This window comes from Halobacillus litoralis, from assembly GCF_009856355.1.
Classification (GTDB): Bacteria; Bacillota; Bacilli; order Bacillales; family Halobacillaceae; genus Halobacillus; species Halobacillus litoralis_B.
Genome location: NZ_WMEW01000001.1, coordinates 303,075 through 319,265, shown reverse-complemented (window position 1 = coordinate 319,265; position 16,191 = coordinate 303,075). Strand labels below are relative to the sequence as shown.

The window sequence follows — 16,191 nt, the reverse complement described above, 5'->3', positions numbered from 1 at the left end:
CATTCGCTTAAACCTATCCAGGCCCCTGTACGGTTTCAATCGGCTGCGGACTCCGTTACGGGGAGCCGTTTTTTTATGTTGTCGAAAGATCAACGGCCTTTTCTACCATTTTCTTCTTTTCAATTTGACAGAAATAGATTATGATGTAACAAAGTATTTTGAATTTTTTCGACAGATTTTCAGGAGAAATGTAGAAAACGTGGACCGCGCTGCTTTCAGACGGCAGCCAGCAGGAGAGGCACCTACATAACCACCGTCGGAAAAAGGCGTTTGGAATCGAATGGTTAAGTAAATAGGAATATATGGGAACGTCAATAATGAAAAGGTGGGTCGTATGGAGAATCTTAAAGAAGTGCTGGAGAACATCATCCAGCGGACGGAGAACTCAGAACTCCTATCATCGCAGGAAGTCATCAATCAGCTGATTCAGCAGCTGCAGGAATAGAACAGGTGGAGCATCGCTGAGGACCATGGCGGTGTTTTTTCCATGTTCCGGGTTCTACATAAGCTGAGAAAAAAGGCTCACGGGAAAGATAACGGAATCTTCGCGTGCCTGTGATATACTAATACCGACAAGAGTAAACTTAACGAGTAAGCGAGGATTTCTATGAACATTACTGTTGAAATTATCGTGGCGCTGCTGCTGTCGATGGCTGTCAGCTATGCGCTTGTATTCCCTGTTATGAAGTTAGCTGTAAAATGGAAAATGATGGACTATCCGGAGCTGCGGAAAATCCATAAAGAAATCACCCCCCGTATGGGAGGACTGGCGATCTTTGGAGGAGCAGCGGCCGGGATGCTGTGGATCCGGCCGGATATGCCATATATCACACCGATTATTATCGGAGCGTTCATCATCGTATTGACCGGACTGTTTGATGACCGTTATCAGATCCGTCCGATCTTTAAGCTTGGCGGCCAGGTGGCTGCAGCGGCTGTGCTTATTTTTTCCGGTTTGAAAGTGGATGTGCTCAGTATTCCGTTCATCGGAATGGTTTCCCTGAGTGATCCCATCAGCATCATCTTTACATTTCTCTGGATCATCGGTATCACCAACGCCATCAACCTGATTGACGGTCTGGATGGGCTGGCCGCCGGTGTATCTACGATTTCCTTGATCAGTATTGCCGTGATGGCGCTTGCGATCGAACCACAGATTTCCATCGTCTATTTATGTATTGTGCTGATCGGAAGCAACATTGGATTCCTGTTCCACAACTTCAATCCGGCCTCGATTTATATGGGGGACACAGGATCGCTGTTTCTAGGTTACTCGATGGCTGTCATTTCCATGGTCGGCCTGTTCAAAAACGTGACGCTCTTCAGCTTTGTCATTCCGATCATCGTTCTCGCCGTCCCCGTCTTTGATACATTGTTCTCCATTTTACGGAGAATGATCAACAAACAGAAGATTATGATGCCGGATAACAAACACATCCATTATCAAATTCTTGCGGCCGGATTCAGCCACAGGGCAACGGTCTTGATCATTTATGCCTTCAGCGCCTTGTTCGGCCTGCTGGCGCTCTTATTCTCACTGACATCCTTCGGGATCTCCTTGATCATTACGTTCGTCCTGCTGTTTATGCTCCATCTCTTTGCAGAAATGACGGGAGTCGTCTACCGCGGGAAACGCCCGGTTATCGGTTTGTTCTCCAAAACGGAACGCGAAAAAAATAAAGACAAAGATGAAGCATAAGAAAAAGCATGTGGAGCAGCTGCCCCACATGCTTTTTTAATAGGAATCGACATCCCCGGGTGTAAGGAACCATTTATCCGGATCGTTCATGTCCGTGTTCTCCGGATCAATTTCTTTGCCGACGAGCGGCATCGGGCTGTCTTTATGCACGAATCCATTCTGCTTCATCAGGTGAGCCGGCATCATCGACGGCAGAGCCCACGACTGGACGACATCGGCCTCACTTAAAACGACGAGTGCCTCATCAAGGAGCGCCTGCCACGCATCATCATCGACCGCCAGCCAGTCGACGATCATCCCGTTGCGGAACCGCCCTTCTTTTTCATGAGTGATGACATAGCCCTGCAGGTCTCCCTGCTTATAGAGCGCCGTCATTTTATAGGTGTGGGAAGGGTGATCGAAAAAGCGCCAGTTCAAATAGGCGGCATTTCGTACGACAAGGCCGTCTGCTGTGTGCTTCGTCTTATCGGCCAGCTCATCGAACGCTGGATCGCAGTGGGTGATGCGTTTCACTTCATACGCGTGCGGAGTCTTTTTCGTCTGGCGGATCTTCCCGTACACGCGGTCAAGCGGCTTGAGAACTTTCAGCGGGGAAAGCTTGGACGACAGCAGGCTGACGGGCTTCTGGACATACATCCAGCGGGGCATGTCGGTCAGATGGGTCGCTCCGGTGTAGCGCAGGAATAATTCCTTCGCTTTTGGGGCAGGAAAACCGTAAAGGTATGTGATGCCTGCTTTCCGCCCTTCTTCAATCAAGGCGTCATTCAAGTGTTTGTAGATCCCCTTGCCGCGGGCATCGGGGTCCACCATCGTATCGACACGGACACCGATCGTTTCGATGCACCCTTTGATATAGGCGCTCATCAGCCACAAGCTGATGTGACCAAGGATTTTCCCGTTTTCCTCGAAAACGAGTATGAAGGGTTCTTTATGTTCAGGGTTTTGTTTGAATTTCCATTCCCAGGCGTGGAGAGGCCGCTCCTGGTGGAAGGTCTTTTGGAAAAGGGTCTGAATCTGTGATTCATCTCCCGGTTGATAACGGCGGACTGCCATAATGCTTCTTTCCTTTCCGTATAAAAAAATACTTCACCAAAGTATAACAAAGAACTATAAGCGATGTCAGAATGTCTCTGTTACAAGTTCGTGACGATTCATTAAATCCCGATGGCATTCAAGCTACATTTTTATCTCAAGATAGAACTCTGTCATAAAATCAGCTATAATGGAAGGTAATGTCATGGAACGTTTGACCGTGTACGGCTGACGGGTATTAGATGATGTCGAAAGCATTGCATAAACAGGTTCTCACCCCTCCCAATCACCGGCAGACGTCATAAAGATGGGAAGTTGTCGAATGATATAGAGAAAAGGGACGGCTGAACCATTCAAAAAATACATGAAAAACAATAGATCTAAAGAACCGCATCTAGAAAATGGATGGGCCAGAGAAAGGGAGTATTGTTGTATGAAGAAGTCACTATGTGTAGTCGGATTAGGATATATTGGTCTTCCTACATCCGTTATGTTCGCCATTCACGGACACCAAGTGCATGGAGTGGATGTCAATCAGAAAGCTGTCGACATGATCAATGCCAAGCAGCTTCATATAGAAGAAAACGGTCTTCAGGAACGTCTGGAGGAAGCGGTCGATGCCGGTAACTTCAAGGCGGCGGTGGAGCCGGAAGAGGCGGATGTATTCATTATCGCCGTTCCTTCCCCGATCCGCGAAGATAAAACCGCCAACCTCGACTATGTGCGTAAAGCGACACAGGCGATTGTCCCCTACGTGCGCGAAGGCAACCTTGTCATCCTGGAATCCACGGTTCCTCCACGTACCGTTGAAGATGTCATGCTTCCGGTTCTTGAGGAAACGAATCTTGAAATCGGAACGGAACTATTCGTTTCCCACTCTCCGGAGCGCGTCATTCCCGGGAAGGTCTTCCAGGAGCTTGTTGAGAACGACCGGATCGTCGGCGGTATCAACGAAAAGTCCTCAGAAATGACGAAGGATCTTTACCGTTCTTTCGTGAAGGCGGACATCCACCTGACGGATGCTACGACAGCCGAAATGGCGAAGGTCATTGAAAACACGTACCGGGATGTGAACATTGCGTTTGCCAATGAGCTGGCCCTGATCAGCGACCAGATCGGTGTGAATGCCTGGGAAGCGATCAAGCTTGCCAACTATCACCCTCGGGTCAACATCCATACGCCGGGACCGGGTGTCGGCGGCCACTGCATCGCGGTCGACCCGTGGTTCCTTGCTGAAATCCAGCCGGATCTGTCTAAGATGATCCAGCTGTCCCGGAATACGAATGACAACATGCCGGTGTATACAGCGAACCAGATTGAGAAGCTGATGAAGGACCAGTTCATCCAGGATCCGAAGGTGGCCTTGTTCGGCCTTTCCTTCAAAGCCAACATTGACGACCAGCGCGAAAGTCCGTCCTTGAAAGTCATTCTGGAACTTGTTGAAAAAGGAATCAGCTTCAAGACGTTCGATCCGCATATCAAGGAAAACGTCGCTTCCAACCAGACCCAGGACATGGATGAAGCGCTTGAAGGAGCGGACATCCTTGTCATTCTGACGGATCACGATGAATTCAAGAAGCTCGATCCAGCCTACATCAAGAGTAAAATGAACAACAGTGTGGTTTATGATACGAAGAACGCCCTGAACCTCGATAACTGGACAGAAGCCGGTTTTATCGCCAAGCGTCTGGGCGACTCCAAAAACGGATAAAGATCAGGTGAAATCATGAAGGAACAGTTTTTAGGTGTAGATGTCAGCAGCCACTCGTACGAGCAGCTGAAGCAGAATGTATTGGATGATATCAATGAAAAGCGCCAGTCTTTCATCGTGGCCATCAATCCCGAAAAGATATTGAAAGCCCAGGAAGATCAGGATTTAAAGGCGCTTCTGAATAAAGCCACGTATCAGATTCCTGATGGTGTCGGCGTTCTTTTGGCTTCCAAGCTGAAAAAAGGCGGCATCAAGGAGCGTGTCACGGGGATTGATATGCTGCTCACCCTCTGCGAACAGGCCGCAGCCAATGGGAAGTCTGTGTTTCTCTATGGAGCCAAGCCCGGGGTGGCAGCGGAAGCGAAGGATAAGCTTGTCGAGCAGTATCCCAATCTTCACGTAGCTGGTGTGATGGACGGTTACGAAAAGGATGAACAAAAGGTGATCCAGACGATCAATGAGTCCGGGGCGGATATTTTATTCGTGGCCCTCGGCAGCCCCCGGCAGGAGTACTGGATCGTCGATCACATGAAAGAGCTCAACGTCCGCATCTTCCAGGGTGTCGGCGGCTCCTTCGATGTGATTTCCGGCCGTGTCAAACGCGCGCCGGCGCTGTTCCAACGCTTCGGTGTGGAATGGCTCTACCGGCTGATTTCCGAGCCGTGGCGGATCAAACGCCAGATTCGTCTGCCTTTGTTCTTATTGAAGGTATGGAGAGATAAATAGAGTAGAAAAGCAGCGGTGCACACACCGCTGCTTTTTTCTTTCTTACCGCCAGGAGCGTAAGCCCCTTCCCTTTCCGCGGACGAGCGCCCGAGCTTCCTCGCAAAACCCACGCTCGGCGATCTCGGCCCACTCGTTCTTCCGCAGGAGCGTAAGCCCCTTCCCTTTCCGCGGACGAGCGCCCGAGCTTCCTCGCAAAACCCACGCTCGGCGATCTCGGCCCACTCGTTCTTCCGCAGGAGCGTAAGCCCCTTCCCTTTCCGCGGACGAGCGCCCGAGCTTCCTCGCAAAACCCACGCTCGGCGATCTCGGCCCACTCGTTCTTCCGCAGGAGTGGAAGGGGCACCGCTCCTTGGGAATTCTTTAAAATCGAAAAAGACTCTCCTTCACCCAGATCAGCTGGATGAAAGAGAGTCTTTTCATATTCCGTCAGGCAGCCGCCATCAGCGCCTGTTCCTTTACTTTTCTTTTCCGCGTAAGCGGCAATAGCCCGGCCCATGCCATTCTCGATAAGCAGCATTTGTTTGAATCTGCCGGATAACTCACGTTCGAGTGCCATAGAAATAACCGATGACCTATACAGGTTTTTATTTATAGGAAAACAAATGAACAAGGTGAAAAATAAAAGAAATCAGAAAAAACAAGGCTGTCGAGACTTTCCCGACAGCCTTAAAAAGCAGCGGTGCATACACCGCTGCTTTTTTTGTGGACTTTTTTGAAAGGGTGCTGCACCCGGGGGAATTCGTCGTCGTTGGAAAAAAACGGGGAGGGAAGGATATAGTCCAATACTTCCATAAACGTTCTGTTACTTTTGAACTTAAAAAGTTAAAATTATGCAAAGATATGCAAAGGGATGTTGTTTGCCGTCGAATCCTCTTATATAATGAACATATTATCCTCATAGAGGCTTATTTTGGAAATACATAAAGAATAATGTAGATATTTTTCGGGATTGTTCCCCAAACATTCAACCCTTTCGACAAATAAGCCGATATAAAACTACAGGCATCCATTCATCCCTGAATGAAGTCACCATGAAAATTTGCAGAATAAGACACACTACTACTCTATTAACTATATACCCGACTAAACAAACCAGAAAACCTGATATTACAATCGATGTACTTATACTTTCTATGGGGATCAGCGCCGGAAAAGGAGGGGGAAAGCAGCATATTCCGTTGCATCAGCTAAAATACTGACGTCCGTACAATTTAGATTCCAGCTATTTATTATTTGCAGGAGGTAAACATGAAAAAGTTACATATTGGCGGTTTCTTTTTGTTATTCGCATTTTTTATTCTTTATCCCGCTCAGGCCCAGGCAGAGAAAACAGTCATTCTCGATCCGGGTCATGGGGGGAGGTTTTCCGGAACGACCGGATACTCCGGCATATCCACTGGATATTATGAAAAGCATTTCAACTTGGAGATGTCCAAGGAGATTAAGGAAGAGCTGGAGGCTGCCGGCTATGACGTACATATCACCCGCACAGATGACAGTCATTTTGCGTGGAATCTTCACGATGATCTGCAGGCGCGTCTGGATATCGCCCATGACGCGGTGAGTGGCAGTAATGATAACTCGATTTTCTTATCTGTTCACTCCAACGCTCTTCCATCCAACCCTTATATGAGAGGGTATGAGACGTATTTCTTTGATATTGATGAAGGCATAAACAGAGATTACCCACCATCAGAGGAGCAGATTAAGTATTCACCGGAAAGTAAGCGCCTGGCCTATACGGTTCATGAAGAAATCCTTGATGGTACACCATTGAGTGAGGGGCGCGGTCTTGTGCCTTCCGATCTTTATGTGACCCGGAATGCCCACATGCCGGCGGCTCTGCTGGAGTTCGGTTACATGTCCAACCCGGACGAAGAAGCTCTTATCAAAACCTCGTCCTTCCAGCAAAAAGCAGCAGAGGCGGTCGTTGACGGGGTGAATGCCTACTTCCGTGTGTATGAAGTGTATGACGCGGACGGCGAAAGACTTGAAATCTTTTATGATCGACAGGACGCGATTGATTTTGCCGAAGATGAAGCCAACGTCTATGTTCTGGATAAGTACACGCGGGAGAAAATCTATGACAATACCAAAAAACGCTATGGTGCCTATCATTCCAACCAGTCTTCTGTTACGAAGCTGTTCGTGAAAAAAGACGACGCCATCGATTACGCGGACGATTGGAAGAACATGCGTGTCGTTGATAACGAAGCAGGAGAAGTCGTCTGGAGCAACTACTTAAATAAAGACTATGTCGTTGAGCATTCCAATAAAGGTACCCTTTATGAATCCTATAACCTCGACGATGCTGTCGCCTACGCAGGGAAGTGGAAAAACACATCCGTGGTGGATCAAGCAGAAGAGGAAGTGGTCTGGAGCAATTACTTGGATAAAGACTACACGGTTTCCCACCCCAACAAAGGGGAGCTGAAATCCTTCTACCGCGAACAGGAAGCGGTCGCTTATGCTAAGCAGTGGAAGAACACGGAAGTCGTAAACGACGGCAGGGTCATCTGGTCCAATATGGATGACAGCTACAGCTATTCCTTTGAAACGAACCTGCTTGCCGGTAAAGACCGGATCAAGACAGCCATTGAAGTGTCCAAGCAGCTGTATCCGAATGGACTGGACGGAGAAAAAACAGTGGTGCTCGCGACTGCGTTTGAGTTCGCCGATGCCCTGTCCGCCGGCCCACTTGCGGCCCAATATGACAACGCGCCGATTCTTTTGAACCGTGACGATGAGCTCAGTGATGATGTGAAACAGGAACTGCAGCGTCTCCATACGGAAAAAGTCGTCATCCTTGGCGGGACGAATGCCATCTCTGAAGGGATTGAACAAGAGCTGGAGCAGAACTATAACGTCGACCGCATCTCAGGATCCACGCGTATCGAAACGAATCTTGAAATCAATGAAAATCTGAAAGGCGCAGAAGGGGTGTTTGTAGCATCAAGCACCAGCTTCCCGGATGCTCTGGAAGCCTCCTCTGTAGCCGCAGCCAATGGCTGGTCCATCGTCTTGACAGGAGAAGATGAAATCAGCAGCGACAGTTTGAACTACTTGACCGGAAAAGAAGTCGTCATTCTCGGAGGAACCGCTGTCGTTTCGGAGGATGTTGAAAAACAGCTGGTCGAAGCGAATGGAGCGGACCGTGTGGAGCGGCTGTCCGGTGCGACCCGTTATGAAACGGTAGCCGCAGCACTCCAGTATTTCCAGGATGACATGAATTCCGATACCGTCCTTGCGGCGACAGGGAAGAACTATCCGGATGCGCTAACAGCTTCGGCCCTGTCCGCGCGAACGTCGGCCCCTCTTGTACTCGTGGGGGACAAGCTGAATCCTGAATTGGAAAAACAGCTGGACCTATATGGTGGGGAAAACGTCGTCGAACAGCTTCAGATCATCGGAGCGGTCGTCGATGAAAGCAGTCAGCAGCAAATCGCTGACCACCTGAACTAAATCAATCAGTACTTTTTTTGAACAAAGGAGAGGGATTGGATGAAGAAACTCAGCTTTATCGCCCTGTTCTTTGTTCTTCTGGTTTCAGCCTGTTCCGGCACCGATGTCGACCAGGCTGATCAGCTGGAAGAACCAGAGAACAGTGAAACGGAAACCACCGAAGATGAGGCCGCCTCTGAAGAGACTCCTTCTGAAGAATCTGAAGAGGAAGCAGAACCCGCAGAAGAGGAACCGTCTGAAGAAACGCCTGTAGAAGAAGAACCACCAACAGAAGAAGAACCTGCAGATAAAGAAGAGGATCATACGGAGTCAGATACCACAGAGGATCCAGAAGAAGAGGAAGAGCCTGAAGAATCCGCGGAACCTGAAGAGGATACCGTCGAGTCTGCATCCAATGATTCCGAGGATACGGAAGCATCCGGTTCTTCCGCCGGCCTGAAGGCGTATATGCCGAAAGGACCGATGACGAAGACCTTCACCCAGGATGAGGATTATCAAGTGGTCCATGAAGTGGTGGATGTCAACGACCGCTTCGTCCAGCAGATTGTCACGTTCGGAGATATGGTGACCCTGCAGATTCTTGAATTTACTGAAGGAAGAATTTCCGTGGTCCACCAGGAGTCCAACCCGGAAGATACGTCCAGTCAGCTAGATTCATTTGAAGCGCATGAAACCATCGACGTCCTTGTCGATGCCACCGGGAGTTCCGCGAAGTTTCAGATTCTTGATGAAGCCCAGACGACTTCCACTCCCTACGGAGAATTCGAAAACGTATTTGTCGTGCAAAGGATGTCCGGTTCCGACGTAACGTCCATGTATCACTACGCCCCGGAGTACGGTCTGATCCGCGAAAAAGTGGAGGACAAAGGGGACAACGGCTATACGATGACCTCAGAACTGACGGAGATTCAGGAATAATAAACGATAAAGGATGGATGTACGAGTGAAAAGACTATTAACCTATCTTTCTGCTTTTCTATTGGCCTGTCTGACTGCGCCGGCCCTTGTCAGTGCAGAAGCTTCAAAATCATGGGTGGTCGAGGAAAGCAGTGCTTCCTTTGACATTAATGACGCTGTAACCGCAGATGTTGAAAACAAAGAGCTCGAAACGAACCTTTCTGTAACGAAGGAGGGGCAGGAGCTCATCGACGAAACAACAAAGCTCAGCACAATCACCGACCTTTTTCTTGTCGATGAAACACTGATCGTTATCTACCGCGCCGACGGGTCAGCCCAGAGTTTGTTCTTTGATGCATACGACTTGTCTAATGGAGAAAAAGTGTACGAATCCGATGCCTATGACCGGTCGACCTTTGAACAGTCCGGCGAAGAACTTATTATTCAATATCCAATTCTTGAAGAAGACAGCATTGATACAGAACCTGAAGCACTGGCGGAAGATGCCTTCAGCATCTCCGGTGGTGAAGTGACGAAAGCGAAGACAGAGGAAAAAATGTCGCTTCAAAGCTCCGTCACGACGCAGTCCACGACAGTTAATGAAAAATACGAAAACCCGAGCTATGCCGAAATCAACCGTATCCTGACAGAAGAAGCCGAGAATTTCGATATTCCCCCGGAAATAGTCAAAGCGGTGGCGTATCAGGAAAGTGGCTGGCAGCAGTACTGGGAGCCGGGCCGGACGCCTGTGAACCACTATGAGAATGCCTGCACACCATCCAAGACACGCGGGATTGCCTGGGACGGTACGAATTTGAAGCTTGGCTATGACTGTATCGGGATCGGCATCATGCAGGTATCCGACTACCGTTTCATTGAGAATGACGTGGAACGGGCGGAAGAAGTGGAGCGTCTGTCCACGGATATCCGCTACAACATCCGTGAAGGCTTGAAAATTCTTGAGTCCAAGTGGAACTATGCCAATTATGACCTTATCCCTACAGTTAACGACGGCGACCGTGATGTGATTGAGAACTGGTATTTCGCCATTTTAGCCTATAACGGGATTTCACAGCGCAACAACCCGATCACGAACGGCTACATCGCCTATCAGGAAAAGATTTATGACCGCATGCGCCATTATGGCTTGTTTAACGTCACTCCGTTCCCGACCCACAAGCTGAACCCTTATCAAGACGGCATCATGCGCTTTGAGGAAAGCAACGTCGAAACCACCGGGCCGCTGCATACAACCAAGCATGCTTTCGGTATAGGTGAAAAGGTATACGTAACCGCAGGCAGCTTGAACCTGCGCAAAGCACCGAACAGCACCATCGTGACAAGCTTGAAGCGCGGCGATCAGCTGACTGTTACAGGCGCACCGATCGGCTATGACAGCAACACCCAGCACTGGGCATGGTACCCGGTGAAAACCACCGGTGGAAAGACCGGCTATGTCGCCTCCAGCTACTTGTCTGCAGCAGAGGAACCGGACAGCTACCGTCTTTCCGGGATCAACCGCTATGAAACAAGCACCGCTCTGTCCAACTACGGCTGGCACTGGGATGAACCGAATGCTGCCGTCATCGGCCGCGGTGACCTGCCGATTGACTCCCTGACCGGAAGTGTACTGGCCGCTTATCATAACTCACCGCTTCTTTTGACACAGACCGACCAGCTTCCGGCCACAGTGGAAAAAGAACTGGAACGTATGGACCCGACGAAGATTTACCTTCTTGGAAGTGAAGGAGCGGTTTCCGCTTCTGTTGAAAACCAGCTGAAGCAGAAATACGGCTCTTCGAACGTCGAGCGTTTGTCCGGAGCCAACCGCTTCGAAACCGCTTATGAAGTGGCTGACGAAGTCGCCGATGAAGTGAACGTCGACGAAATCTTCATCACAACCTCTGATGAAACATCACCAGACGCGCTTTCGATCGCTCCTTATGCAGGTGATGAGAACACGCCGATCCTTTTGACACTGCCGTATAAGCTTGAAGACAACGTCATCAACTTCATCCGTGAAAACGATGTGGAAAAAGCAACAATCGTCGGCGGAACAGGTGCCGTGCACCAGACCGTTGAAAATCAGCTGAAGGACATTGTCGATACGGTCGAGCGTGTCAGCGGACCCGACCGCTACAGCACAAGCGTGCAGATCGCCGAGAAGTACTTCAACGAACACCGTCTGGAAGAAGTGTTCTTCGCCCAGGGCGAGGAAGTCGTAGATGCCCTTGCCGGCTCCCCGCTGGCCGCTTCCTACGAAGCACCGATTCTTTTGACGAGAAAAGATACCGTACCATCCACGGTGAAAACCTACATCGACAGCATGCCGATCAGCCCGGAGAATTATTACCTGGGCGGGAATGCTGCGATTTCCGAAGAGGCAGAGGTGGAGCTGGAAAGCATCCGCCGCTGATATAATAGAAGAAAACCGGCTGTTGCCTTCATGGAACAGCCGGTTTTCTATTTTGATGGGAGTCGCGGGGAGGGATATCGGTCACACCGTTTCCGTACAGCCATCGCCCCCCGGAGCACATATCAACGAAAATCCGCCGATATCAATGATTCCGCGATAGATCAACAAACCCTCATCCCACCCGACCCGGCTCACCTCCATCACCCCACTCAGGTCGTATGAGCTTCTGCCCATATATGGAAAAGATATGACTAGACGATTACGATTCGTTTAAGGTTATGGTAAAATCAACAAGTATGGATTATAGTGTAACATAGCGAAATTTGTTTGATTTTAGCAACTGTGAAAGAGGTATTTGTGTGAAATCTAAATTAGGCTTAGCGAGCATACTGTTTATCGGCGCCACCCTGATCCTGAAGGTCTCCGGACTGATCCGGGACATGGTCATCGCCTACTACTTTGGGGCAAGCTACGTGGCGGATGCGTACCTGGCTGCCTTCATTATTCCGAATATGCTGATTTTATTCATGCAGAACGGGATGAAGAATGCGCTCGTTCCGAGTTATATCCAGGCGGCGGAGGAACAACGCGGCCGCTCGCATCTGGGACAGGTCTTCAAAGGAACGGCCGGACTTGCTCTTATTCTTTCGATTATCGGAATGGCCATCGCACCGGTGCTGATTCCGCTCCTGTATCCGGATTTCAGTCCAGAAGCGAGTCAGATCGCCATCTGGGTGACGGTCATCTTCTTTGCATGTATATCGTTCGTCGGCATGAACTCGGTATTGGAAGCGTTCTTTGACGCGGAAAACAAGTTCTCCCTGTCGATTGTTTCTCAAATTATCGTCATTTTAAGCTCGATTGCCGGCGCATTCCTATTCGCCAATCAGATCGGTGCGTACTCGCTGGCGATCGGTTATGCGGTGGGTACCGTCCTATCCCTGATTTTCAAGGCGTTCATCGTCGTCCCGCAGAGGTCGCTGACGCTGAAGGAGAAATTCGACTGGCCGGAAGTGCGCCAGTTTTACTGGATCTTCCTTCCGGTAGGGCTGACGGTTATGGTCGGTCAGGTGAACCTGCTTGTCGGTTCGGTCTTCGCCAGCTATCAGGGCGAGGGGGCGGTCATGTATATCAACACGGCGAAGAACTTCGTGCACATGCCGCAGGCGATTTTCGGCGTGACGATTGCGACGATCATCTTCCCGTTATTGTCTAAAGCGATTACAACGAACGATACCGGGCAGTTTAAAAAGGGTATCGAAAAAGGGCTCACAACGATGTACCTCGTTCTGATGCCGTCGATCATCGGCATGATGCTTCTGATGCCGAACTTGATCGAGCTGTTGTATGAAGGCGGTGCCTTTGATAGCAAGGCGACCGAAGCCACGACCCAGGTCGCGTATTTCTACTTCGGATCCGTCCTGTTCTTCAGTCTCAACAACATCATCAACAAAGGCTTTTATACGATGAAAAAAGGGCACCTGATCCTCATGATCAGTGTCGGTTCCATCCTGTTAAATGTCGTCTTCAACTTCGTGTTTGCCGAATGGCTCGGCTACCTCGGCATCCCGCTCGCGGCATCTGTGATGGCGCTCTTCTATACAGGGGCATGCCTCATCGTTTTCACAAAGCTTGTCGGCGGTCTCAATTTCAAGTCGATCCTCGTCGATTATGTGAAAATCACAGGCGCCACAGCACTCATGACGGGAGCGGTTCTGGCGGTCAAACCGTTGATCACAGGACTTCCCAACGTGTTCATTATCATCATCGTTGCCATCGTCGGCGCGATGGTATTTGTGGGAGCCGCTTTTGTTATGAAGTCGGACGCCTTTATGTTTCTGCTTAATAACGTTACGAAACGGAAAAAGAAAGGAGCAACGTCATGAGTCGTAAAGAATTGTTCATGAACGCGGTGCGTCCGGTCAACGCACCGATGACGAAATTTATTCTCGGCCGTCACTACAATGCTGATTTGATGGCGCTGAAAAATGAACCGGTCCAGAAGGTGCTCGTCCTTGCGCCGCATATGGACGACGAAACGATCGGTCCGGGCGGCACCCTCCGCCAGCACGCCGATCAAGGGGCTGAAGTCCACTGCGTGTTCATCACGGATGGGGCGAGCAGCGTTTCTGAGATGAGTGCGGAGGAGCTGAATGCCAAGCGCCGCCAGGAGATTGACAAGGTCAAAGATATCCTCGGACTGACGGACGTCACCTACCTCAACCTGCCGGACGGCGGCGTGACGAGTACACCGGATGCGGTGCAGTACTTGAAGGAAAAGATTGAAACGCTGAGCCCCGACATCATCTACACGACGCCGTTCATCGATGCACACACCGATCACAGCGCTACAGCGAAGCTGCTCAGCGATACGCTGAAGCGGATGGACAACGTGCGCTCGAAAATCCGGATGTATGAAATCAACTGTGCCTTCCCGCCGGATTCCATCAACTGCCTCGTCGACACGACCGAGCAGCATGAGAAGAAAGTGGAGGCGACCGAAGTGTTCGATTCCCAGGCGATCGCTTTTGACGGCTTCCTTGAGTTGAACCGTTACAAAGGAAAATTGGCCTCAGATCCTGTAGAAACCGCGGAGGCGTTCATCGAATGGGACAAATCCAACTTCGTGAAACACGTCGATGTGCTTGATCAGATGGGCTATGACTTCCCGGAGAAGTTCAAGCAGGTCAACCGGACCGATACGCTGCTGTGGGCGATTTTCAAGAACTACGCCATGAAGAAGGATCTGTACCGCAAAACCATCAACTAATCATCATAGAAAAGAGGTGTCTCCCATGCCTATCCCATGGAGAAAACTATACTTCGTGTTCGTCGCGCTTGCGCTTTTCTTCATCGGCGCAGCTCTCGATAACACGGTGATCGATCTATTGATCATGCTGTTCTTCGCCGGCTATGCGCTCTTCAAGCCGAAGAACTCGCTTCTGATCTTATTTACGTATTTCCCGATCCGCCCGTTTCTGCTGGAATTCAACCCGGCATTAAAAGGGATCGGCGACATCATCATCTTTGCACTTTTATTCCGTGTCTTACTCATGTACCGCAAGGATTTAAAAAAGCTGTTCCAGTTTTACTGGTTTGAATACGCCTTTTTCGGCTTCCTCATTGTCGGAGCGGTATCGGCGTACCTGACCGGTGTATCCCTGACAGCCATCATCTTCCAGATCCGCGGCTTCCTGCTGTTCTACCTCGTGTTCTACATAGCAAGAAGGCTGCACATTACGAAGGAAGACATCAACAAGTTCATTCTGACCACGCTGATTATGACCTTCTTAATCTGTATCCACGGCATGGTTGAAAAGCTTTCCTTACGAGGCGTCTTTCTGCCGCAGAGCTGGCAGGATATGCCGCTGTCTGCGACCAACCGGATCCGTATTTACGGAATGACAGGAAACCCGAACGTCCTGGCGTATTACCTGTCCTTCTCCATCGTTATCATCATGTACTTCCGCAACCGTTTTACAGGCAAATGGCTGTGGCTCACGTACATTTCCCTTGCCTGCCTGTTTGGTGTCTGGAGTCTCACCTATTCCCGTGGAACGTGGATCGCGTTCGCGCTTGCGCTTGCGATTTATGTCGTCGTAGCAAGAAAGTGGAACTTCCTGAAGCCGCTGCTCATCTCGCTTGCGGCCGGGGTCGTTCTCATCGCTGTTCCGGTGAGCATCGGAACGTCGATCGTCGAGAACACCGACTTCGGAAAAGAGAAAAAAGAGAAGCAGTCGCAGTATGACGACAGTGAAGGAAGCTTCAAGGACCGTCTCGGCTCCACGATCGATAAAGAAACCCGTGAGCAGTCCAGTCAGTCCGGACGTATCTGGATTGTCAGCAAAGGCTTTGAAATCTACCTCGATCACCCGATCATCGGTACCGGCTTCGCCACATTCGGGGACGGGGCGACATTGAGCTATGATTCACCGATTTACGATGACTACGGCATCGAGCGGGAGTTCTTCTCAGACAACCAGTACATCCAGATCATTACCCAGACAGGAGCGGTCGGTGTCATTCTGTTTGCGATCTTCCTGTTGAACATGCTGTATCACATTTGGAAAAAGCGGAACGAAACGCTGCTCGGCCCTGTACTGTTCGCCGTCCTGCTTGCGGCGTATGCCGCCGGGATGGTGTACAACATCTGGGAAGGCGATTCGTTCACGATCTTCTATTTCGCCATGCTCGGCTATCTCTTGAATATGCGGCCGGAGCATGAATATGACCTCTAATCGAGGAGGA

At 50.0% G+C, this 16,191-nt stretch carries 10 protein-coding genes; 9 read left to right on the top strand and 1 reads right to left on the bottom strand.

Going from position 1 to position 16,191, the window contains the following annotated elements; all coding sequences use genetic code 11:
* Positions 1–607 precede the first annotated feature (607 nt).
* Positions 608–1,699 carry a glycosyltransferase family 4 protein gene (locus GLV97_RS01405; RefSeq protein WP_160888817.1) on the top strand — a complete coding sequence of 364 codons (1,092 nt, stop codon included), beginning with the start codon at positions 608–610 and terminating at the stop codon, positions 1,697–1,699.
* A gap of 36 nt (positions 1,700–1,735) precedes the next feature.
* Here GLV97_RS01405 and GLV97_RS01400 read toward each other — a convergent pair whose 3' ends face one another.
* Entirely contained in the window at positions 1,736–2,752 is a 1,017-nt protein-coding gene (locus GLV97_RS01400; RefSeq protein ID WP_160888816.1) for a GNAT family N-acetyltransferase, read from the bottom strand.
* Positions 2,753–3,164: 412 nt separating this feature from the next.
* Between GLV97_RS01400 and GLV97_RS01395 the strand changes: the two genes are divergently transcribed.
* From GLV97_RS01395 to GLV97_RS01360, 8 genes are all read left to right on the top strand, one after another.
* Entirely contained in the window at positions 3,165–4,442 is a 1,278-nt protein-coding gene (locus GLV97_RS01395) for a nucleotide sugar dehydrogenase (RefSeq protein WP_160888815.1), read from the top strand.
* A gap of 15 nt (positions 4,443–4,457) precedes the next feature.
* Positions 4,458–5,168, top strand: a complete 711-nt coding sequence (locus GLV97_RS01390) for a WecB/TagA/CpsF family glycosyltransferase (RefSeq protein WP_160836569.1) — start codon at positions 4,458–4,460, stop codon at positions 5,166–5,168.
* Between the two features lie 1,248 nt (positions 5,169–6,416).
* Positions 6,417–8,630 (top strand): cell wall-binding repeat-containing protein, encoded by a 2,214-nt coding sequence (locus GLV97_RS01385; protein ID WP_160888814.1) that lies wholly within the window; start codon positions 6,417–6,419, stop codon positions 8,628–8,630.
* 39 nt (positions 8,631–8,669) lie between these two features.
* Entirely contained in the window at positions 8,670–9,548 is an 879-nt protein-coding gene (locus GLV97_RS01380) for a hypothetical protein (RefSeq protein WP_160888813.1), read from the top strand.
* A 25-nt stretch (positions 9,549–9,573) separates the two neighbouring features.
* On the top strand, positions 9,574–11,943 hold the full coding sequence (locus GLV97_RS01375; protein ID WP_160888812.1) for a cell wall-binding repeat-containing protein: 2,370 nt from the start codon (positions 9,574–9,576) through the stop codon (positions 11,941–11,943).
* A gap of 359 nt (positions 11,944–12,302) precedes the next feature.
* On the top strand, positions 12,303–13,829 hold the full coding sequence (murJ, locus tag GLV97_RS01370; protein WP_160888811.1) for a murein biosynthesis integral membrane protein MurJ: 1,527 nt from the start codon (positions 12,303–12,305) through the stop codon (positions 13,827–13,829).
* Positions 13,826–14,713 (top strand): PIG-L deacetylase family protein, encoded by an 888-nt coding sequence (locus GLV97_RS01365; RefSeq protein WP_160888810.1) that lies wholly within the window; start codon positions 13,826–13,828, stop codon positions 14,711–14,713. The genes murJ and GLV97_RS01365 overlap by 4 nt, the downstream gene beginning before the upstream one ends.
* Before the next feature lie 25 nt (positions 14,714–14,738).
* Complete coding sequence (locus tag GLV97_RS01360) at positions 14,739–16,181, top strand: O-antigen ligase family protein (protein ID WP_160888809.1); 1,443 nt, start codon at positions 14,739–14,741, stop codon at positions 16,179–16,181.
* The last annotated feature ends 10 nt before the right edge of the window (positions 16,182–16,191 follow it).

Bases quoted from the DNA above. Each gene is read 5' to 3' on its own strand.
- GLV97_RS01395 (WP_160888815.1), top strand. From the start codon at position 3,165: ATGAAGAAGTCACTATGTGTAGTCGGATTAGGATATATTGGTCTTCCT.
- GLV97_RS01360 (WP_160888809.1), top strand. From the start codon at position 14,739: ATGCCTATCCCATGGAGAAAACTATACTTCGTGTTCGTCGCGCTTGCG.
- GLV97_RS01380 (WP_160888813.1), top strand. From the start codon at position 8,670: ATGAAGAAACTCAGCTTTATCGCCCTGTTCTTTGTTCTTCTGGTTTCA.
- GLV97_RS01365 (WP_160888810.1), top strand. From the start codon at position 13,826: ATGAGTCGTAAAGAATTGTTCATGAACGCGGTGCGTCCGGTCAACGCA.
- GLV97_RS01400 (WP_160888816.1), bottom strand. From the start codon at position 2,752: ATGGCAGTCCGCCGTTATCAACCGGGAGATGAATCACAGATTCAGACC.
- GLV97_RS01405 (WP_160888817.1), top strand. From the start codon at position 608: ATGAACATTACTGTTGAAATTATCGTGGCGCTGCTGCTGTCGATGGCT.
- GLV97_RS01385 (WP_160888814.1), top strand. From the start codon at position 6,417: ATGAAAAAGTTACATATTGGCGGTTTCTTTTTGTTATTCGCATTTTTT.
- GLV97_RS01390 (WP_160836569.1), top strand. From the start codon at position 4,458: ATGAAGGAACAGTTTTTAGGTGTAGATGTCAGCAGCCACTCGTACGAG.